Genomic DNA, 20,604 nt, shown 5'->3' on the forward strand with positions numbered 1-20,604 from the left:
GGCGGGGCGGCCGCTCGGCGCCCACCGCGTAAACTCACACCTCATGGCCACCGACCGCCCGTTGCAACAGCAGCCGCGTGCACGCCGTATCGGCATCATGGGTGGCACATTCGACCCGATCCACAACGGCCACCTCGTGGCCGCCAGCGAGGTGGCACACCGGTTCTCCCTCGACGAGGTCATCTTTGTGCCGACCGGCCGACCATGGCAGAAACTCGCCGACGACGCCACGGTGGCAAGTGCCGAGCAGACGCGCGCGGTGAGTCCCGCCGAAGACCGATACCTGATGACCGTCATCGCCACCGCGTCGAATCCGCGGTTCACGGTGAGCCGTGTCGACATCGAACGCGAGGGCGACACGTACACCGTGGACACACTGCGCGATCTGCGGGCCATGCATCCCGAAGCCGAGCTCTACTTCATCACCGGAGCCGACGCACTGGAGTCAATTCTGTCGTGGCAGGACTGGGAGGAACTGTTCGAACTCGCCAACTTCATCGGCGTGAGTCGGCCCGGTTACGAACTCCACGCCAAGCACCTGGCGCAGCACCTCGAGGCCCTGCCGCCGGACACCCTGCAGATGCTCGAGATCCCGGCGCTCGCGATCTCGTCCACCGAGTGCCGTGCCCGCGCCGCACGCGGGCGCCCGGTCTGGTATCTGGTTCCCGACGGAGTGGTCCAGTACATCGCCAAACGCAAGCTGTACCGTTCACCGAGGGCATCCTCGCCGGGCGTTTCCGCTCCCTGATCGATCTGGCGCGACCGATCCGGTTGCGACCGCCCTGAAACATCCGATGGAAGGACACCCGTGACTGCCACCGCCGAAGCGCTGGAGATGGCCAAGGTCGCCGCATTCGCCGCCGCCGACAAACTCGCGCATGACGTCACCGTCATCGACGTCTCCGAACAACTCGTCATCACCGACATCTTCGTGATCGCCTCCGCCGACAACGAGCGGCAGGTGACTTCGATCGTCGACGAGGTCGAGGACAAACTCCGCGACGCGGGCTACAAGCCCGTGCGCCGAGAGGGCACCAGGGAGGGCCGCTGGGCCCTGATCGACTACGCCGACATCGTGGTGCACATCCAACACAGCGACGAGCGGCAGTTCTACGCTCTCGAACGGTTGTGGCAGGACTGCCCGATCATCGAGGTGGACGGCCTGGGATGAGTGGGGGACCGGATTCGCACGACACCGCCGTCGAGCGCCTGACCCCGGTGGTGCGGCGTCTCATCCTGTTGCGGCACGGCCAGACCGAGTACAACGCGACCAGCCGCATGCAGGGGCAGCTCGACACCGAGCTCTCGGCGCTCGGGGTCCGGCAGGCCGCGGCGGCGGCCGAAGTACTCGCCAAGCGGGCGCCGATGCTCATCAGGTCGTCGGATCTCACCCGCGCCAGGGACACCGCCGAGGCTCTCGCGCGCACCACCGGTCTGTCCGTGGACACCGATGAGCGCCTGCGTGAGACCCACCTCGGCGATTGGCAGGGGATGACCCACCACGAGGTCGACGACGTCATGCCGGGTGCGCGACGGATCTGGCGCGACGACGCGAGCTGGAGTCCGCCGAACGGTGAGAGCCGGATCGACGTCGCCCGCCGTGCGTTGCCGCTCGTGGAGGAGCTGGTCGCCGATCTCGACGGGTGGGGAACGGGCGACGACCCCGAGGCCCCGGTCGTGCTCGTCGCACATGGCGGTGTCATCGCCGCGCTGACCGCGGCCCTGCTCGATCTCCCGGAGACGTCGTGGCCGGTCTTCGGTGGGCTGTCCAACACGAGTTGGGTGCAGCTGTCGGGACATGGTGTCCCGGGCAGCGCGCCGCGGTGGCGGCTCGACGTCTGGAACGCGTCGGCCGAGAGCGCCGACGCAGCGGTCCAATGACTGTGCTGGTCCTCTCCGACTCGCTGGCGTACTACGGCCCGACGGGCGGACTGGCCGCCGACGATCCGCGGATCTGGCCGAATCTCGTGGGTGAACGATGCGGTCGCGAGGTACGGCTCTTCGGACGGATCGGGTGGACCAGTCGTGATGTGTGGTGGGCGCTGACACAGGACCCCAACATCTGGGCTGCGGTGCCGCGCGCCGCCGTCGTCGTCCTGGCGTTCGGCGGGATGGACAGTCTTCCTTCGCCGCTGCCGACCGCGGTGCGGGAACAGATCCGCTACGTCCGGCCGAACCGCTTACGACAGCTCGTCCGGGACGGATATCAATGGCTCCAGCCGCGGCTGTCGACGGTCGGCTGGCCGGTGGCACTGCCACCCACCGTGACGGTCGAATATCTGGAGAAGATCCGCGCCGCGCTGCAACAACTCCGACCCGATCTGCCGATCGTGGTGTGTCTGCCGCCCACGCATCGGAGCCCCTACTACGGCTACGTGCACAGTGGCCGGATTCCGACGACGGCCGCGATGGCGGAGTGGGCGGCCATGCACGATCTGCCGACGGCGGACTTCTATCCGGTCACCCGAGACGGGTTCTTTCCGGTCGGGCCGGGCGCGGGCGACGACATGAATCCGGACGGGATCCACTGGGGCTTCGACTGCCACCGGGGCATCGCCGACGTCGTGGTGCCCGTGGTCGACGACGTCCTCGACCGGCACGCGGCCGGTCAGGAGGCGACCGGCTAACGTAGACGCGTGCCAGTCGTCGTCGTCACCGATTCCTCGTCGCGGTTGCCGCACGCCGTCGCAGATCACTACGGCATCCGGCAGGTCCCACTCCACCTCGAGCTCGACGGCACCGACTACCTCGAGGGCGTCGACGACATTCCCGACGACCTCATCTCCACACCCGGGGTGACGACCTCCGGTGCCAATCCGCACGACCTCACCGTTGCCTACGAGGAGGCACTCGCCGCGAGCGACGGCGACGGGGTCGTCGCGGTCCACATGTCACGCAGGTTGTCGGGCACGTGGGGTGCCGGTCGGTTGGCCGCCGAGAAGTTTCCCGGGCAGGTGCGGGTCGTCGATGCCAGGTCGGTGGGACTCGCCGTCGGCTTCACCGCGATCGGTGCCGCTCAGGCCGCGGCGTCGGGAGCCGACCGGGACCGCGTATACGAGTCGGCGATCCGCCAGGCGGCGACCGTCGACTCGATGATCTGCGTCCATCAACTCGACAACCTGCGCCAGAGCGGCCGGATCAGTGCGGCCAGCAAAATGTTGGGATCGGCGCTGTCGATCAAACCGATCCTGCACATGGTCGACGGCGTCCTCACGCTCAAAGAGCGTCACCGCACGTTCTCCAAGGCGCTCACCAAGATGGTCGACGCGGCCGTGGAGTCGGCAGACGGCCGGCCGGTGATCCTCGGCGTCCAGCACAGCGCGGCGCCCGAACTCGCGCGTGAGCTCGCCGACCAACTGACCGAGCGGCTGCGGGTGGTGACGTCGGAACTGATCGTCGATCTCGGTCCGGTACTCGGATGCCACGTGGGTCCGGGGGCCATCGGAGTGGCGATCGCCACCGGCCTCGATCCGCTCGAGGACTGAGAAGCCCCACCGCCGCAGGGCATTCACAATCCTGGATCCATCCACAGATCGGGACCGGTGTCGCGCAGGCGCGCGTTTTCTGGGGTGATGATTCCTAGGCTCGTCGGTCATGAGCACCTCTGCGCGACGCCCGTCCTCCGATGTGCCGCCCGCCGAACACCGGGGTGGGCGGCGCACCCCGCTCGACCGGCTTTCCCGACCTCCCGTGGAGCCGGCCGGGCAGTCGTCCGCCGATGGTCGGGATCCCGGCACCTCCGACGTCTGGGGCTCGGCTCCCGACCCTGAGCCCGGACCGGCCCCGGTGGGCGCCCGGGTCGACGACCCCGTCGACACTTCTGACGACATCGGTGCCGTCGACAGTCCGTGGGGAGTCGCTGCGGTGCCAACGTGGCTGGATCCCGTTGCGCCGGAGCAGCGCCCGCGGGCTCGGATGACCGTCGGGGACGGGTTCGGCGACCTCGAGCCGGACGACCTGGAGGACACCCGCCCACCTCGACGGTTCGCCGTCGCTCCACCCGCCGCGATCGCGCTGATCCTGGTCGGGGTCGTCGTGTGTGCGGTGGCCGGGATCTCGTTGCTCCGAGGGGGATCCGACGACGCCATGACACCTGTGGCCTTCCCGGCGGATGCCGGGCCGACCAGCTCGGCGGTGACGCGTCCCGAACCTCCTGTACCGCAGGCCGACACGGAGGTGGTGGTCAGCGTCGTCGGCCTGGTGCACCGGCCCGGACTGGTCCGGTTGCACGGACAGGCGCGTGTCGCTGATGCGATCAATCGGGCGGGCGGCCCACGTAAAGGGGCAGACCTGTTGTCGCTCAACCTGGCTCAGCGACTGGCCGACGGCGATCAGGTCCTGGTCGGCTACACCGCCGGCGGTGGACGGATGGCGATGCGCAGTGCCGTGGTCGGTCCGTCGGCTGCCGCCGGCGCGTCCGGGCCGGCTACCTCGGGGAGTGGTGGTGGCCCGGCATCGCCGACATCGGCGGGACACTCGACGGGAAAGATCGACCTGAACACGGCGACGGAGTCACAGCTGGACGAGTTGCCCGGGGTGGGACCGGTGACGGCCAAGGCGATCATCGGATGGCGCGAGACGCACGGGCGGTTCACCTCGGTCGAACAGCTCGGCGAAGTGGACGGGATCGGGCCTGCCCGCCTCGCCAAGCTGCGCGATCTGGTCACCGTGTGACACCCAGGTCGGCGGCCGGCGCGATACTTCCTCCCGGGGACTACCGATTGGTGGTCCCCGCGGTGGTGGTCTGGACGGTCAGCCTCGTCGGCTTGTTCGGTTCGTCCACCGCGCTGTGGGTGATCGTGATCGCCGGCGTGGTCGGCAGCGCGACGTGTGGGGCAGCCGGACGGCTCGGGAGGGCCAGTTGGGCGGTGACGTCGTTCGTGGTGGTGATCTGCGGTCTCGCCGCGGCGACGGCGGTGGCCCTCGCGATCCGTCTCGACGCCCGTGCTGATCATCCGTTGACGCACATCGATGGGAAGACCCGGGTCAGTCTGATCATCCGTGACGACCCGGTGGTGCTTGATCCCGGAGAGCGGGTGCGGGTCCGCGTCGACGTTGTCGCGGTGGCCGGACGCGAATGCCGACACGTGCCTGCCGAACTGTCCGGTCCGGCCGCCGCTTGGGTGGAACTCGTTCCGGGTCAGCGAGTCTCGGCCTTGGTTCGAGTCGGGGCGCCGCGCGGTCACGACCTCATGGTGGCGCGCCTGTCGGCGGTGTCCGAGCCGAGGCTTCTCGGACGGCCGCCGCCGCACCAACGTCTCGCCGGAGAGGTCCGGCAACGGCTGAGGGTGGTGTCTGCGCGGGCACTCGGGCCGGATGCGTCCGGGTTGCTGCCGGGGCTGGTCCTCGGTGACACGAGCATGCTCGACCCTCAGGTGCGTGACGATTTTCGTGCGGCCGGTCTGACCCACCTTCTTGCGGTGTCCGGCAGCAACTTCGCGATCGTCTGTGGGGCGGCTGTTCTCGGGATTCGTTCGCTGGGTGCTTCACCGTGGACGACGGCGGTGGTGGGGGTGGTGGTCCTGGTGGGTTTCGTGATCTTGGTTCGTCCGTCGCCGAGCGTGCTGCGGGCCGCGATGATGGGCATGGTCGGCCTGCTGGCCTTGGTCGGTTCACGGCGAGCGCAGGCGATGCCGGCGCTGGGTGCGGCCACGCTCGTCGGAGTGCTGTGGTGGCCGGAGTTGGCCGTTGCGCCGGGTTTCGTGTTGTCGGTGGTGGCAACTGCGGGCTTGGCGCTGTGGTCCGGCGGGATGCGAGATTGGTTGCGCGCTCGGCATGTTCCGGCGCTGCTGGCCGAGCTGGTGGCGATGGCCGTGGCCGCGCAACTGGCCGCGGCGCCGGTCGTCGCGGTGCTGAGTGGTCGATTCAGCGTCGTCGGGCTGCTGGCCAACATCCTGGTCGTCCCCGTGGTCGGTCTCGTCGGTGTGGTCGGGACGGCGGCGGCCGTCGGTGGTGCAGTGGGTGGCCCGGATGGCGTGTGCGCAGGCTGTGCCGAGCTGGTCATCCGAGCTCTGGGACCCGAACTGTGGTGGATGCTGACGTGCGCGCGGATTCTCGGCAGTGTGAGATGGGCCGCGGTCCCGGTCCCTCCCGGGGTGTTGGGCGGGATCGTGGTGGCGGTGGCGGCTGCGCTGATCGTGTTCGCGCTACATATGGCTGCGCGGCTTGCGATGCGGCGTCGCGATGGGGGTGTGCGGACGCGTGGTCCTGGGCGCGATGTCGGGCGGGTCTGGCACGATGGTCGCCGTGACTGAACGCCTGCACCTGCTGCTCGGGGACGACGACTTCTTGACCGGCCGCGTGATCACGGCGGTGGTCGCCGAGCAGTCCGCTGCCACCGGTGCCGACATCCCGGTCACGCGGGTCCGGGCGGGTGACGTCACCGAGCACGAGTTGGCCGAGCTGCTCAGTCCGTCGTTGTTCGCTGAGGACCGCATCGTGGTGGTCGAGTCGGCAGCCGACGCCGGCAAGGAACCTGCGGCACTCATCGGCGAGGCGGCCGAGCAACTGCCCGAGGGCATCACGTTGATGGTCGTCCACACCGGTGGCGGACGCGCCAAAGCGATGGTGCCCGCATTGAAGAAGGCGGGCGCGGTCGAGCACGACTGCGCCGGTCCCAAATGGCCCTCGGAGCGGATCGATTTTGTCCGCAACGAGTTCCGGTCACTCGGGGCCAAGGTGAGCAACGACGTCGTCGAACAGGTCGTCGAGGGCGTCGGATCGGAACTGCGCGAACTCGCCGCCGCCTGTGACCAGCTGGTCGCCGACACCGATGGCAAGGTCACCGTGGACTCGGTACGGCTCTACTATCAGGGCCGCCCGGAGATCACCGGTTTCGAGGTCGCCGACAAGGCGGTCACCGGAGATCGGGCGGGAGCATTGGAGTCGCTGGCGTGGGCCGAGCATCACGGCGTGCCACGGGTCCTGTTGGCCGATGCCCTGGCGGAGGCGGTCCATGCCATCGCGCGCGTGCGCGGCATCGGCTCGATGGATCAATACGCCGCTGCCTCGGAACTGGGCATGCCGCCGCGGCGGGTGAAGAAGGTGCAGGCGCAGGCGCGGGCATGGGACTCGACCTCGATCGCGTCGGCGATCGTCGTGGTCGCCCAGCTGAACGGAGATGTCAAGGGACAGGCCGCGGACGCGGACTTCAGTCTCGAGCACGCGGTGGCCGCGGTCGCGGATCTACGTCCCACTCGCGAACGCGGCCGACGGTGACAGAACGCGGCTCACCCCGGTGACTGCGTGGATGTCACCGGGGTGAGCCGTGAAAGAAAGATCAGGCTACAGCTGCTGGGTCAGGTCAGAGCTTGTTGACTGCCAGCGCCATCGCCGACTTCTTGTTGGCGGCCTGATTGGCGTGGATGACGCCCTTCGAGGCGGCCTTGTCGAGCTTCTTGCCCGCATCGGCGGCGAGCTCGGCGGCCTTGTTCTTGTCGCCGGCGTCGGCAGCCGCGCGGAACTGACGGATCGCGGTCCGCAGCGACGAGCGCACGGCCTGATTGCGCTGACGGCTCGCCTCGTTGGTGCGGATGCGCTTGACCTGCGACTTGATGTTTGCCACGCGTGTATACCTCTTTGGTTCGGGTTGGTACTCGTTGTTCTGTTTCGGCGGCGAGCGGGTCGCGCCTGAGCAGTTCGGACAAGTCCGGATCGGGATGATCCTGCCGACACTGCGACAGCGCTCTACGTTACCAGCAGGGCTCGACACCGCCCAAATCGTGCCCGGCGGCGATAGCCGCCACCGCATCGTCACATGATGTGCCCGATCCCCACCAACTAGGCTTCAACCCATCATGTCTGTTGTCTACGTGCATATCGGCCTGCCCAAAACCGGGACCACGCATCTACAGGATCGGCTATGGCGCAACCGTGACCTCGCCATGCGTTCATCCGGCCTCCTGTATCCGGGTGACGTGATCTCCGACCACTTCCATGCTGCGGTCCACCTGCAGCCCGAGCGCTATCTCGACTGGGTCGATCCGAACTTCGCACGCAAGTGGCCGACGCTGCTCGCGCAGATCAAGGCCTGGCCGCAGACCTCACTGCTCTCGCACGAACTCTATGCAACGGCGACGCCGGAACACATCGCAAAACTCATGGACGACCTCTCCTTCGCCGACGAGGTCCATGTGATCGCCACGGTGCGTGACCTGGCGCGACAGTTGCCGTCGGTGTGGCAGGAGAACGTGAAGAACCAGCATCCGGCGACCTTCGACGACTTCCTCACCTCGGTACACCAGCACGGTCCGGCCCTGCCGGGCTTCGTCCCGCCCGCCGACGCGGGCGTCGAAGAGCCGTTCTGGGAGTTTCAGGACTACACGCGGATCCTGGCCGACTGGGCGCAGGCGGTGGGAACCGACCGCGTCCACGTGGTCACCGTGCCCACTCGACGCGACACGCCCGGCGACTCGCTCTGGGAGAGATTTCTGCGAGTGCTCGACGTCGACCCCGGGGCACTGACGATCCCGGTGCCGAATCTGAATTCCTCACTCGACGCATCTCAGGCCGACCTCGTCCGGCAACTCAATCATCGACTGCAGCCTTCCGACGTGGAGTGGCGCCGATATGAGCGGGTGGTCAAGGGGGAGGTGATCGGGCAGATCCTCTTCAAGTCCCGATCCGGGGCCCCGCTTGCGCTCGCCGCGGATCAGCGCGGGTGGGTGGCTCAGACCGCGGGGGAGATGAACGATGCGCTCCGGGAAGCCGGTTATCGGGTCTCCGGTGATCTCGCCGACCTGGCGGTCAGTCCCGAGTCGACCGGCGACGCGTCCGCTCCGGACGCCCAGCAGATACTCGACGTCGCCCTCGACACCATGGCCGAGATGATCAAGAGAGCGCCGCTGCCACCGGTCGGCCCGAGATGGCAGACCCGGGCGATGAACGTCGTCCGTCGGATCCGGCGGCGTGCACTGGGAGTTCGTCGCTCGCTCTGACGCGCAGGTGTCGAACCATCATGCCGAATCCGGGTTTTTGTAGCACCATGGCAAGTTATGAGTCCCGCGTCGACGACCTCAACGTCCACCAAGCGAGCGGCCGCCAAGGCGGCCTCCGGTAAGTCGAACGCGACCGGGACTACCAAGGGGCCAAGTCCGGTGCCCGCAGTGGTGACGGCAAACGTGCGACCGGCGGCAAGAGCAGGCCGCGCGAATCGGCGCCGGCCGCCAAGCGCGCCAAGGCCGTTGTCCGGGAACCGAAAGCGATCGACGACACGATCTTCACCGGATACTCGAAAGGTCCGTACGGCAAGGCCTTTGACGAGATGTTCGACGCCGATGGCGAAGTTCGTGGGCCGTATCGGGGCATCTACAAGGCGATGGCCGAGTACGACCGCGCCGACCTCGACGTGCGCGTGGACGCGCTCGGTCGGGCCTTCATCGACCAGGGCGTCACGTTCTCACTGTCGGGAAAAGAGCGGCCGTTCCCGCTCGACGTTGTGCCGCGGGTCATTTCGGCGGCGGAGTGGAGCAAGCTCGAAGCCGGGATCACCCAGCGCGTGCAAGCCCTCGAGCTCTTTCTCGACGACATCTACGGCGAGCAGGAGATCCTTCGGGACGGGGTGCTGCCCAAGCGCCTCGTCCACTCGTGTGAACACTTCCATCGGCAGGCCGCGAACATCCGTCCTCCCAACGGAGTTCGTATCCACGTGGCGGGTATCGACCTGATCCGAGACGAGAACGGCGACTTCCGGGTCCTCGAGGACAATCTCCGTTCCCCGTCCGGCGTGTCGTACGTCATGGAGAACCGCCGCACCATGGCGCGCGTGTTCCCGGACCTCTTCTCGTCACATCGCGTCCGCGCGGTGGCCGATTACCCGAGTCACCTCCTGCGGGCTCTGCGCGCGTCGGCTGCCTTCAACGAGGCCGATCCCAACATCGTGGTGCTCACCCCGGGCGTCGCGAACTCCGCCTACTTCGAGCACTCGCTCCTGGCGCGACTGATGGGGGTGGAACTCGTCGAGGGGCGAGATCTCTTCTGCCGCGACAACGTGGTCTACATGCGCACCACCGAGGGCGAGCAGCGCGTCGACGTCATCTACCGTCGCATCGACGACGACTTTCTCGATCCGATGCAGTTCCGTCCGGATTCGATGCTCGGTGTCGCGGGACTCCTGAACGCCGCGCGCGCCGGCAATGTGGTGATCTCGAGCGCGGTCGGCAACGGGGTGGGCGACGACAAGCTGATCTACACCTACGTTCCCGAGATCATCGAGTACTACCTCGGTGAGAAGCCCTCCCTGATGAACGTCGACACCTTGCGGTGCTGGCTCGCCGACGAGTGCGAAGAGGTGCTCGACCGCATCGACGAACTGGTCATCAAGCCGGTGGAGGGCTCGGGCGGCTACGGCATCGTGTTCGGCCCGGACGCCACGAAGGCCGAACTCGACACGCTGGCACGCAAGGTGCGCAACGATCCTCGTGGCTGGATCGCCCAGCCGGTGGTGCAATTGTCGACGGTGCCGACCAAGATCGACGGTGCCGTCCGGCCGCGGCACGTCGATCTGCGTCCGTTCGCCGTCAACGACGGCGAATCCGTCTGGGTGTTGCCGGGCGGGCTCACCCGCGTCGCGTTGCCGGAGGGTTCGCTGGTGGTCAACTCCAGTCAGGGTGGTGGCTCCAAGGACACCTGGGTGCTCGCCTCGTCCCGGTCGTCGGAGGAACGGGAGCTCTCGGGGGCGAAGGTCGTCAACGCCAGCGGGGTCGCCGCCGCGCGACCCGCCGAGAGCGCGCCGGACCCACTTCACACCCAGACCCAGCAGCAACAGCAAGGCCGCGCATCGGCCGTGCCGCAGCCGGGCACGCGTGGTGAGCGAGGTGACCACCGATGATGTTGGCGCGCAACGCCGAATCCCTCTACTGGATCGGCCGGTACGTCGAGCGGGCGGACGACATGGCGCGCATCCTCGACGTCGCGATCCACCAACTTCTCGAGGACGCGACGGTGGACGTGGATCGTCAGGCGCGCCTGGTGATCCAGGTGTTGGGTCTGGAAGCGCCCGACACCGACGAACAACTGGACGTGTGGACGCTCACCGAACGTGTGGCCTACGACAAGGATTCGGTCGGATCGATCATCGACCTGATCCGGTCGGCGCGTGAGAATGCCCGCGGCGCACGGGAAGTGACCTCCAGCGAGATGTGGGAGTGTCTCAACACCACCTACAACGGACTCGGAGACGCCGAACGACGTGCTCGGCGGCTCGGACCGCACGAGTTCCTGTCCTATGTGAAGAACAGGGCAGCCATGTTCGCGGGCCTCGCCGACGCGACGCTCAGCCACGACGACGGATACCGCTATCTTCTGCTCGGGCGTTCGGTGGAGCGGGTCGACATGACCATCCGGATGTTGTTGTCACGTGCGGGAGACCGCGTCAGCTCGCCTGCGTGGGTGAGCGTTCTGGTGTCGGCGGGCGCCCACGACACATTCCTGCGGACGTACCGAGGCGTGCTCGATGCCGAGAACATCGTCGAGTTCATGTTGCTCGACCGGCTCTTTCCGCGATCGGTGTTCCATGCGCTGCGCGTCGCGGAGAGCAACCTGGTCGAGTTGGAGAAGCGGCCGAGCCGCGTGGGAGCCCAGGTTGAGGCGCTGCTCCTGCTCGGACGTGCACGCAGTTCCCTGGAATTCCTCGAGCCGGGCAAGCTGCTCGACGATCTGCAGGATCGCCTGATCGACCTCCAGGACACCTGTCGCGCGGTGAACGAGGCGGTCACCGCGCAGTACTTCCATGTGTCGCCGTATGTGTCATGGGCAGACGCCCGGGTCAGCGATGCCGAAGATCATGTCATCGAGGAGAGTGAACTGTGAGCTGGCGTCTGCGTGTCGTCCATTCCACCGGGTTCGCCTACAAGAGCCCGGTGACGTCGTCGTACAACGAGGCGCGCCTCACCCCGCGCAGCGACAACCGGCAGAACGTCATCGTGAACCGCGTGGAGACCGTCCCCGCCACCAGGTCCTATCGGTACACCGATTACTGGGGCAGTGCGGTGACCGCGTTCGATCTCCATGCTCCGCACGAGGAGCTCGAGGTCTCGGGCATGTCGGTCGTGGAAACCGAACCCGGCGAACGCCCTTCGGAACGTGCCACGTGGGAGGAGATCCGCGGTGAGTACGTGGCAGATCGTTACGACGAGATGCTGGCGTACACCACATATGTCTGCAAGAACCGGCAACTCTCTTCGGCGGCAAACAAATTGGCGAAAGGTCTCGAACCTGAAGAGGCCGTGGAGGCGGTGTGCAGGTATGTGCACACCGAGATGGAGTACGTCCCGGGTACCACCGGAGTCCACACCACGGCCGTCGATGCCTGGAACGAGCGCAAGGGTGTGTGCCAGGACTATGCGCATCTGACCTTGCTGATGTTGCGGAGTCTGGGAATTCCGGCGCGCTACGTCTCGGGGTATCTGCACCCGAAGCCGAATGCGGCAATCGACGCGACTGTCGAGGGGCAGAGCCATGCCTGGATCGAAGCGTGGACCGGCGGCTGGTGGGGATTCGACCCGACCAACGACACCGGCATCAGCGAACAACACGTCTCGGTCGGCGTCGGCCGCGACTACTCCGATGTGTCACCGCTGAAGGGCATATACACCGGTGGTGGGGCCACCGATCTCGATGTCGTCGTGGAGATCACGCGGCTCGCGTGACACCGGGCCGGCAACTGAGGAGCGAGCCGGTGAGTGCTGCGCCCTGAGGAGCGAGCCGGCGAGCGTCTCGAAGGGTCTCGAAGGGTCTCGAGACGCTCACCGCCAGCCGAAATCCGTTCGCAGCCGCGTGGCGACGATTTCGAAGCGATCCAGTTCGAGGATAGCGCCCTCGCGCCGGATGCCGTGCTCGGCGACCATCAGGACGCGGTCGAGACGCACGAAACTCTCGCGGTGCCAGGAATCCCAGACGCCCGTCCCGACCGAGATCCAGTCCGGGTCCTCGCGATGCCAGTCCTTGCTGGACAGCATGAGGCCGAGGAGATGGGAACAGTCGGCGTCGTCCACATCGCGGCCCACCACCAGCACCGGCCGATCCTTGCCCTTGTCCGCGTCGTCTTCATAGGCCACCCAGGTCCAGACGATCTCGCCGGGATCGGCTGCCCCGTCGAGGTCGGGGAGTAGAAGATCTGCCGGGCGAAGTGGTGCGTCGGATGCCCGGGCAGACGACGACCGGTCTCGATCGGGTCGCGGTCGGCGGAGGTCACGCGCGCCCTGGGGTGAAGAAGACATCGGTGACCGCCTCGGCGGTCAGCGCCGCCGTGGGTTTGCGGTCCGGATTCAGATTGTGTCCCACCTTCTCGATCTCGACGACCCGTACCGGTGCCGGGATCAGCGCGACGGCGGTGGCGAGTTCGTCGGGTGTCGCGAACGGATCGGTACTTCCGTGGATGATCACCGTTGGTACTTCGATCGACGGGAGATGCTCGGTTCGAAGACGCTCGGGTTTGCCCGGTGGGTGCAGCGGGTAGGAGCTGAGCAGCAGGCCGTCGGCGAAACCGGGGTTCTCGGCGACCGCCATCGATGCCTGTCGTCCGCCGTAGGAGTGACCTCCGACGATGAGCGGTCCCTCGGACTCCTCGCGCAAGAGCGTGCAGGCCGCGACGATGCCGGCACGGTCGGCGGCCGCCGTGGACGGACTGGGAGGGCCCTTGGGGCGGCGCTGGCGGTACGGGAGGTCGATCCGCGCGACGACGAGCCCCTCGGCGCAGAGTTCCGCGGCGATGGCACGCAGGATCATCGCGTCACGATTGCCGCCGGCCCCGTGCGCCAGCACCGCCAGGCCCCGGCTCGGACCCGGCGGGCGAGACACCTCGGCGACCACGCCGTCGCTGTCGTAGGACGTCGTCTCAGGGGTGCGCGCGGCCATGTACTCACGGTAGCGGCGAGCGTCCACGTCGACATCACGGTCAGGCATGAGAAACTGGTCTACAGATGCGGCCGCACCGACCGCGAACCATGCCACGCACGTTCCGAGGAGCAGTTCGATTCCCAACTTCGCCGACACCACCTTCACCGACCCTGCGCGGATCCGGAACTTCTGCATCATCGCCCACATCGACCACGGAAAATCCACCCTGGCCGACCGGATGTTGCAGCTCACCGGCGTGGTCGAGGAACGACAGATGCGGGCGCAATACCTCGACCGGATGGACATCGAGCGCGAGCGGGGTATCACCATCAAGGCGCAGAACGTGCGCCTGCCGTGGACTGTCACCGACGCCGACGGTTCGTCCACCGACTACGTACTCCATCTCATCGACACCCCCGGTCACGTGGATTTCACGTATGAGGTGTCACGAGCGCTGGAGGCCTGTGAGGGCGCGGTCCTGCTGGTCGACGCCGCCCAGGGAATCGAAGCCCAGACGCTCGCGAATCTCTATCTCGCGATGGAGAACGACCTCACCATCATCCCGGTCCTGAACAAGATCGATCTCCCGGCCGCTGATCCCGATCGCTACGCCGCCGAGATCGCGCACATCATCGGCTGCGAGGCCGACGACGTGCTGCGTGTGTCCGGCAAGACCGGTGCGGGGGTCGGGGCGCTCCTCGACAAGGTGATCGACGAGATCCCGGCTCCGATCGGTGATGCCGACGCCCCGGCCCGCGCCATGATCTTCGACTCGGTGTACGACACCTACCGGGGTGTGGTCACCTACGTGCGTGTCGTCGACGGCCGGGTGGTCCCGCGCGAGAAGGTCCTGATGATGTCGACCGGCGCCACGCACGAACTCCTCGAGGTCGGCATCGTGTCGCCGGAGCCGAAACCCTCCAAGGGCCTCGGCGTCGGCGAGGTCGGTTACCTGATCACCGGCGTGAAGGATGTGCGCCAGTCGAAGGTCGGCGACACCGTCACCACCGCGCGCAACGGCGCCGACCAGGCGCTGACCGGGTACCGCGAGCCGCGGCCGATGGTCTACTCGGGACTCTATCCGGTGGACGGATCGGACTACCCGGTGCTGCGCGAGGCCCTCGAGAAGCTGCAACTCAACGACGCCGCGCTGACCTTTGAGCCGGAGACCTCGGTGGCGCTGGGATTCGGCTTCCGCTGCGGATTCCTCGGCCTGCTGCACATGGAGATCACCCGCGAACGTCTCGAGCGTGAGTTCGACCTCGATCTGATCTCGACCGCACCGAACGTCGTGTACCGCGTGATCATGGAGGACGGCGCCGAGATCACCGTGACCAACCCGTCGGACTGGCCCGCAGGCAAGGCCAAGCACATCTACGAACCCATCGTGAAGATGACGATCATCGCGCCGAGCGAATTCGTCGGCACCATCATGGAACTCTGCCAGTCGCGGCGCGGTGAACTCGGCGGCATGGACTACCTCTCCGAGACCCGCGTGGAACTGCGTTACACGCTGCCGATGGCGGAGATCATCTTCGACTTCTTCGACGCGCTCAAATCGCGGACCCGCGGCTACGCGAGTCTCGATTACGAGGAGGCGGGCGAGCAGGAGGCCGACCTCGTGAAGGTCGACATCCTGTTGCAGGGCGAAGCGGTCGACGCGTTCAGTGCCATCGTGCACCGAGATGGCGCCTACACCTACGGCAACAAGATGACGACCAAGCTGAAGGAACTCATTCCACGCCAGCAGTACGAGGTCCCGATCCAGGCTGCGATCGGGTCGAAGATCATCGCCCGCGAGAACATCCGGGCGATCCGCAAGGACGTGCTGGCCAAATGTTACGGCGGTGACATCAGTCGTAAGCGCAAGCTGCTCGAGAAGCAGAAAGAGGGCAAGAAGCGGATGAAGACGATCGGCCGTGTCGATGTCCCGCAGGAGGCGTTTGTCGCGGCCCTGTCCACCGACGCCGGCGGAGACAAACCGAAGGGGAAATAGTTCGATGAATCGTCGCGAGGTCAATCCGGTTCTCGCTGAGAGCACACTGCCGCACGGCCTGCCCGACTTCGCGTCGATCGCGGACGACGACTTCCTCCCCGCCTTCGCCGAGGCGATGGCGACCCAGCTCGCCGAGGTCGAGGTGATCGCGACCGACCCGGAACCGGCGACTTTTCGCAACACGATCGAGGCGCTCGAGTTCTCCGGCCGTGATCTGGCGCGCGCGAGCGGAGTGTTCTTCAACCTGGTGGGGCCGGACACCAATCCGGCCCGCAACGAGATCTCCCAGAAGCTCTCGACGCTGCTCACCGACCACGCCAACACCATCGCGATGGATGGTCGACTGTTCGCGAGGATCGCCGGGCTCTATGAGCGCCGGGCCGATCTGGCGCTCACCGAGGCGCAGGAACGGCTGCTGGCCAAGCGCTATCGCGAATCCGTCCGGGCCGGCGCCGGGCTCGGGCCGGACGACCAGGAACAGATGCGGCAGATCTCGTCGCGGCTGGCGTTTCTGACGACGACGTTCTCGCAGAAGATCCTCGACGACACCAATGCCTCTGCGGTGCTGGTCGACGACGCAACAGATCTCGACGGGTTGTCGGACGGGGAGATCCGCGCCGCGCGTCGGGCGGCCGCGGACGCCGGTTACGAGACCGGACATCTGATCACGCTGGAGCTTCCGACGAGTCAATCGGTACTCACCTCACTGACCGATCCCGCTGTGCGGCAACGAGTCTTCGAGGCCTCGGTGAACCGATGTGCGCGCGGGAACGACCATGACACGCGCGAACTGGTCCTCGAGATCGTCGGTCTGCGGGCTCGGCGCGCCCGCTTGCTCGGGTATTCCGATCACGCCGACTACGTGATCGCCGAGGAGACCGCGCCGGACGCGGCGTCGGTGACCGCGCTGCTCGGTGAACTGACCGAGTCCGCCACGCGGGCCGGCGGTCGCGAGGTGGCGCGGCTGTCGCAGCTGGCAGGCCACGAAATCGGTCCGGCTGACCTCACCTTCTGGCTGGAACGGGATCGGCGGTCGAAATCTGCTGTCCCGCTGGATGACTTCGCGAACTACTGCGAGCTCGACGCGGTCTTGGAGCGTGGCGTCTTCTATGCCGCGGGCCAGCTGTACGGGCTGCGCTTCAGCGAGCGGCCCGATCTGGCCGGCTATCACCCCGATGTGCGGATCTGGGAGGTGTTCGGCGACAGCGGGCAGAGTATCGGTCTGTTCCTCGGCGACTACTACGCCCGGCCGTCGAAGCGCGGCGGCGCGTGGATGAACAACATCGTCGACCAGTCTGCGGTGCTGTCGACCCGGCCGGTCGTGGTGAACGTGCTCAATCTGACCAAACCCGACGACGGCAAGGCGTGCCTGCTCACGATGGATCAGCTGACCACTCTGTTCCACGAGTTCGGTCACGCTCTGCACGGTCTGTTGTCGGCGGTCGACTACCCCTCGCAGTCGGGAACGTCGGTGCCGCGCGACTTCGTCGAGTTCCCGTCGCAGGTCAACGAGATGTGGGCGCTGCACCCGGAAGTGTTGTCGCACTACGCTCGCCACCACGAGACCGGGGAGCCGATCCCCGCAGAGCTGGCGGAGGCCGCTCGCGCGTCGGCCAACACCGAGAGCGCGCATGCCACGATCGAATATCTGGCCGCCGCCGTTCTCGACCTCGCCTGGCATCGCATCACCACCGACGTCCACGTCGACGACGTCGAGTCGTTCGAACGTGCCGCGCTGACGTCGGCCGGTTTCGACAGCGACCTCATCCCGCCGCGATATCGCAGCGCCTACTTCAACCACATCTTCGGCGGTGGTTACTCGGCCGGTTACTACTCCTACATCTGGTCGGAGGTTCTCGACGCCGAGACCGAGCAGTGGTTTCTCGCCGAAGGTGGTCTGCTGCGGAGCAGCGGGCAGAAGTTCGCCGACGCGACCCTCTCCCGGGGTGACAGCGTCGATCCACTTGTCGCCCATGAGAAACTCATCGGCCGTCGCGCCCAGATCGGCCCGCTGCTGGTGCGGCGGGGATTGGGAGCTGCGTGACGGCACGAAAGGACCTCTCCCGCTTCGCGGCGCTGAGTATCGCGGCGTCGATCGTCGTCATCCTCATGAAGATCGCGGCGTGGCAGGTCTCCGGATCGGTCGGTCTGCTCTCGGACGCCGCCGAATCCGTGGTGAACGTGGTGGCGGCGGTCGGTGCCTTCATCGCGCTCCGCGTCGCGGCACGGCCGCCCGACGAGGGGCACAACTTCGGACACACCAAGGTCGAGTACTTCTCGGCGGTCTTCGAGGGTGTGATGATCGTCGTCGCCGCGGTGCTGATCATTGTCGCGGCGGTCGAGCGCCTCATCAATCCCCGTGAACTCGAGTCCGTCGGACTGGGGTTGGTGATCTCGGTCGTCGCCACGATGGTCAACGGTGCGGTCGGTGTGATCTTGTTGCGGATCGGGCGGCGTCATCGGTCGCTCACTCTGGAAGCCGACGGCAAACACCTCCTGACCGACGTGTGGACCACGGCAGGGGTGGTGGTCGCGGTCGCGCTGGTGGCCGTGACAGGTTGGCTGGCACTGGATTCGGTCGTCGCGATCGCGGTGGCGATCAACATTCTCGTGGTCGGTGGGCGCCTCGTGCTGCGATCGGGTGCCGGACTGATGGATTCGGCGATGCCGGCCGAGGATCGCGCGATCATCGACGAGGTGCTCGACCGATTCCGGTCCGCTGGGATCGCCTTTCACGACATCAGGACCCGGGAAGCCGGGCACGAACGCTTCCTTCAGATGCACATGCTGGTTCCCGGTTCCTGGTCGGTCGACCACGCCCACGACGTCGCCGAGGAAGTGGAGGGCGAGTTGCGGTCGGCACTCGACCACCTCAATGTCGCCACCCATCTGGAACCGATCGACGATCCGCGCGCCTACGAACCCTGGCGACTCGACTGAGCGTTTGCCGATCCGACAGCGGCGGATCGGGGACAATGGCCCGATGACCGTCGAAGATGTTGCCGCAACAAGGGCTTTGCTGGACGAGAAGGCGCGCGACGCGCTGGGCGAACTGATCCGGACGCGCCACCATCTCCATTCCCACCCCGAGCTGTCGAACCGCGAGGTCAACACGTCGGCTCTGGTTGCGGACCGCCTGCGGCGGGCGGGCCTCGACGAAGTCCGTACCGGCATCGCCGGGCACGGGGTGGTCGGTGTCCTGCATGGTGGCCGCCCGGGAGAACGTGTCGCGGGTCTGCGGGCCGACATGGACGCACTCCCGGTCGCCGAGGCATCAGGTGTGGAGTTCGCGTCCACCGTCGTCGACGACGACTATCCGGGCGGTCCGTTCCCGGTGGCCCATGCCTGCGGGCACGATTGTCATACGTCGACGGTGCTGAGTGCGGCCGATGTGCTGGCGTCGGTGCGCGACGAATTGCCCGGCACGGTGATGTTCGTGTTCCAGCCCGCCGAAGAGGGTCCGCCCGTCGATGAGGTCGGCGGTGCCAAGGCCATGCTCGACGCCGGTGCGTTCACCGCACTGCGCCCCACGATGATGTTCGGCATGCACGTCGCCCCACTGCCCAAAGGTGTTGTCGGCTACGGGATCGGCAATCAGTACGCGGCGTCGTGTCTGGTGCGGATCGAGGTGGTCGGCAAGCAGGTGCACGGGTCGACCCCCTGGTTCGGCGTGGATCCGATGCCCGCGGTGGCGGACATCATCTCGGGAACCGGCCAGCTGTACCGTCAGGTGCCCGCGACGGATGCGGTGACGGTCTCGATCGGCCACATCGAGGATGTCGGCCGGTTCAACATCATCGGCGAACGGGTCACGTTGTGGGGCACCATCCGCTGCCTCGACGAGACCGACATGAGTACGGTCCAGGAGAACCTGCGCCGTATGGCCGAGCATCATGCCGCGGCATACGGCGCGAGTGCCGTCGTGGAGTATCTGCAGTACGTGCCGCCGTTGGCCAACACCGCCGAGTGGATCGACGCGATCCTGCCCACGGTGAAGCGGGTCATCGGTCCCGACCGGCTGGTCGAGATGCCCGGCATGCTCGGCTACGACGACATGTCCGAGTTCACCCGCGCGTTCGGTGGGGCCTACCTGAATTTCGGGACACAGGACACGCAGTTCGCCGGCACGTCGCTCGCGCCCGTCGACGGCGGGCGGGGTCTGGCGATGAACCACAGCCCTGCCTTCTACGCCGATGACGAGTGTCTCGTCGACAGTCTTCGCATCCACGTCCAGGTCGCATTCGATCACCTCGTCGGTGCCGCGCCCGCATGATCCGCTGATCGGAGACGGATTCGGCGGGCGGCGTGGTCTGCCGGGCCGGGGGTGGCGATACCATTGGCACGAGCCTGTGGTCGCCGGTCGAGCGGCGACCGACCGTCGGGCGTTTTATTCAGACTGAGCGAAACTCGCGACCGGTGTCCGATTCGGCCGAACTGCGAGAAGAGGTGAACGATGACATCGGTGAGTGCCTGGTGGGACAGTGTCGAGGAGTGGCTGACGGGACTGTCCTTCGTGCCGCAGCTCCTCGTGACCCTGGTGGTCGTCATCCCGTTGGCGGTTCTGATCGCGGCGGCCCTCAATCTGCTGGTCGACACCGTGTCCGACATCCTCGACCGCAGGCGGTTCGCCGATGACGACGGGAAGGGGCTCTAGAACATGATCCGTTCCCGTGTGACGATCGCGCTGCTCGCGCTGCTCGTGCTCGTGGTCCTGGCGTGGGTGCTCACCCGCTAGCACAGCGAACTACGCGGCCCAAATCATGTACCTGACA

18 protein-coding genes and 2 pseudogenes are annotated in these 20,604 nt (G+C 66.9%); 17 read left to right on the forward strand and 3 right to left on the reverse strand.

What is annotated here, in order from left to right; all coding sequences use genetic code 11:
• Nucleotides 1–43 precede the first annotated feature (43 nt).
• The 8 genes from nadD (at nucleotide 44) to holA (ending at nucleotide 7,218) form a co-directional block, all read left to right on the forward strand.
• Nucleotides 44–748 (forward strand): nicotinate-nucleotide adenylyltransferase, encoded by a 705-nt coding sequence (gene nadD, locus GTV32_RS01345; protein WP_161058626.1) that lies wholly within the window; start codon nucleotides 44–46, stop codon nucleotides 746–748.
• A 60-nt stretch (nucleotides 749–808) separates the two neighbouring features.
• Nucleotides 809–1,171 (forward strand): ribosome silencing factor, encoded by a 363-nt coding sequence (gene rsfS / locus GTV32_RS01350; RefSeq protein ID WP_161058627.1) that lies wholly within the window; start codon nucleotides 809–811, stop codon nucleotides 1,169–1,171.
• A complete protein-coding gene (locus GTV32_RS01355) occupies nucleotides 1,168–1,881 on the forward strand; it encodes a histidine phosphatase family protein (protein WP_161058628.1) in 714 nt (237 codons plus the stop codon). The genes rsfS and GTV32_RS01355 overlap by 4 nt, the downstream gene beginning before the upstream one ends.
• Nucleotides 1,878–2,627: a diglucosylglycerate octanoyltransferase gene (gene octT / locus GTV32_RS01360; protein ID WP_161058629.1), complete on the forward strand. Its 750-nt coding sequence runs from the start codon at nucleotides 1,878–1,880 to the stop codon at nucleotides 2,625–2,627. Before GTV32_RS01355 ends, octT begins: the two co-directional genes overlap by 4 nt.
• Nucleotides 2,628–2,636: 9 nt before the next feature.
• Nucleotides 2,637–3,485 carry a DegV family protein gene (locus GTV32_RS01365; RefSeq protein ID WP_161058630.1) on the forward strand — a complete coding sequence of 283 codons (849 nt, stop codon included), beginning with the start codon at nucleotides 2,637–2,639 and terminating at the stop codon, nucleotides 3,483–3,485.
• Between the two features lie 109 nt (nucleotides 3,486–3,594).
• Nucleotides 3,595–4,674, forward strand: a complete 1,080-nt coding sequence (locus GTV32_RS01370; RefSeq protein ID WP_161058631.1) for a ComEA family DNA-binding protein — start codon at nucleotides 3,595–3,597, stop codon at nucleotides 4,672–4,674.
• Complete coding sequence (locus GTV32_RS01375) at nucleotides 4,671–6,254, forward strand: ComEC/Rec2 family competence protein (protein WP_343287175.1); 1,584 nt, start codon at nucleotides 4,671–4,673, stop codon at nucleotides 6,252–6,254. The genes GTV32_RS01370 and GTV32_RS01375 overlap by 4 nt, the downstream gene beginning before the upstream one ends.
• Nucleotides 6,238–7,218, forward strand: coding sequence for a DNA polymerase III subunit delta (gene holA / locus GTV32_RS01380; protein ID WP_161058633.1), 981 nt, complete (start codon nucleotides 6,238–6,240; stop codon nucleotides 7,216–7,218). Before GTV32_RS01375 ends, holA begins: the two co-directional genes overlap by 17 nt.
• 85 nt (nucleotides 7,219–7,303) lie before the next feature.
• Here holA and rpsT read toward each other — a convergent pair whose 3' ends face one another.
• Nucleotides 7,304–7,564: a 30S ribosomal protein S20 gene (gene rpsT / locus GTV32_RS01385; protein ID WP_161058634.1), complete on the reverse strand. Its 261-nt coding sequence runs from the start codon at nucleotides 7,562–7,564 to the stop codon at nucleotides 7,304–7,306.
• Between the two features lie 232 nt (nucleotides 7,565–7,796).
• Here rpsT and GTV32_RS01390 point away from each other — a divergent pair, with 232 nt between their 5' ends.
• From GTV32_RS01390 to GTV32_RS01405, 4 genes and pseudogenes are all read left to right on the forward strand, one after another.
• On the forward strand, nucleotides 7,797–8,936 hold the full coding sequence (locus GTV32_RS01390; protein WP_161058635.1) for a sulfotransferase family protein: 1,140 nt from the start codon (nucleotides 7,797–7,799) through the stop codon (nucleotides 8,934–8,936).
• A 57-nt stretch (nucleotides 8,937–8,993) separates the two neighbouring features.
• Nucleotides 8,994–10,828: pseudogene (locus GTV32_RS01395) on the forward strand (circularly permuted type 2 ATP-grasp protein).
• Nucleotides 10,825–11,808 (forward strand): alpha-E domain-containing protein, encoded by a 984-nt coding sequence (locus tag GTV32_RS01400; protein ID WP_161058636.1) that lies wholly within the window; start codon nucleotides 10,825–10,827, stop codon nucleotides 11,806–11,808. The pseudogene GTV32_RS01395 and the gene GTV32_RS01400 overlap by 4 nt, the downstream one beginning before the upstream one ends.
• A complete protein-coding gene (locus tag GTV32_RS01405; protein ID WP_161058637.1) occupies nucleotides 11,805–12,647 on the forward strand; it encodes a transglutaminase family protein in 843 nt (280 codons plus the stop codon). Before GTV32_RS01400 ends, GTV32_RS01405 begins: the two co-directional genes overlap by 4 nt.
• A 96-nt stretch (nucleotides 12,648–12,743) precedes the next feature.
• On the opposite strand, the pseudogene GTV32_RS01410 reads toward GTV32_RS01405, so the two are convergent.
• Both GTV32_RS01410 and GTV32_RS01415 read right to left on the reverse strand, forming a co-directional pair.
• Nucleotides 12,744–13,138 (reverse strand): annotated as a pseudogene (locus GTV32_RS01410) (type II toxin-antitoxin system PemK/MazF family toxin); the annotation flags it as partial.
• Between the two features lie 50 nt (nucleotides 13,139–13,188).
• Entirely contained in the window at nucleotides 13,189–13,854 is a 666-nt protein-coding gene (locus tag GTV32_RS01415) for an alpha/beta fold hydrolase (RefSeq protein WP_161062271.1), read from the reverse strand.
• Nucleotides 13,855–13,900: 46 nt separating this feature from the next.
• Here GTV32_RS01415 and lepA point away from each other — a divergent pair, with 46 nt between their 5' ends.
• From lepA to GTV32_RS01440, 5 genes are all read left to right on the forward strand, one after another.
• Nucleotides 13,901–15,832 carry a translation elongation factor 4 gene (lepA, locus tag GTV32_RS01420; protein ID WP_161058638.1) on the forward strand — a complete coding sequence of 644 codons (1,932 nt, stop codon included), beginning with the start codon at nucleotides 13,901–13,903 and terminating at the stop codon, nucleotides 15,830–15,832.
• 4 nt (nucleotides 15,833–15,836) lie between these two features.
• The gene (locus tag GTV32_RS01425) at nucleotides 15,837–17,876 is read left to right on the forward strand and encodes a M3 family metallopeptidase (RefSeq protein WP_161058639.1); all 2,040 of its coding nucleotides are present in this window, start codon (nucleotides 15,837–15,839) and stop codon (nucleotides 17,874–17,876) included.
• Nucleotides 17,873–18,772 (forward strand): cation diffusion facilitator family transporter, encoded by a 900-nt coding sequence (locus tag GTV32_RS01430; protein ID WP_161058640.1) that lies wholly within the window; start codon nucleotides 17,873–17,875, stop codon nucleotides 18,770–18,772. Before GTV32_RS01425 ends, GTV32_RS01430 begins: the two co-directional genes overlap by 4 nt.
• A gap of 43 nt (nucleotides 18,773–18,815) precedes the next feature.
• A complete protein-coding gene (locus GTV32_RS01435) occupies nucleotides 18,816–20,105 on the forward strand; it encodes an amidohydrolase (RefSeq protein ID WP_161058641.1) in 1,290 nt (429 codons plus the stop codon).
• Between the two features lie 180 nt (nucleotides 20,106–20,285).
• On the forward strand, nucleotides 20,286–20,486 hold the full coding sequence (locus GTV32_RS01440; RefSeq protein ID WP_161058642.1) for a hypothetical protein: 201 nt from the start codon (nucleotides 20,286–20,288) through the stop codon (nucleotides 20,484–20,486).
• Nucleotides 20,487–20,604: the final 118 nt, after the last annotated feature.

Origin of the sequence: Gordonia sp. SID5947, from assembly GCF_009862785.1 — a bacterium.
In the GTDB taxonomy this organism is placed as follows: Bacteria; Actinomycetota; Actinomycetes; order Mycobacteriales; family Mycobacteriaceae; genus Gordonia.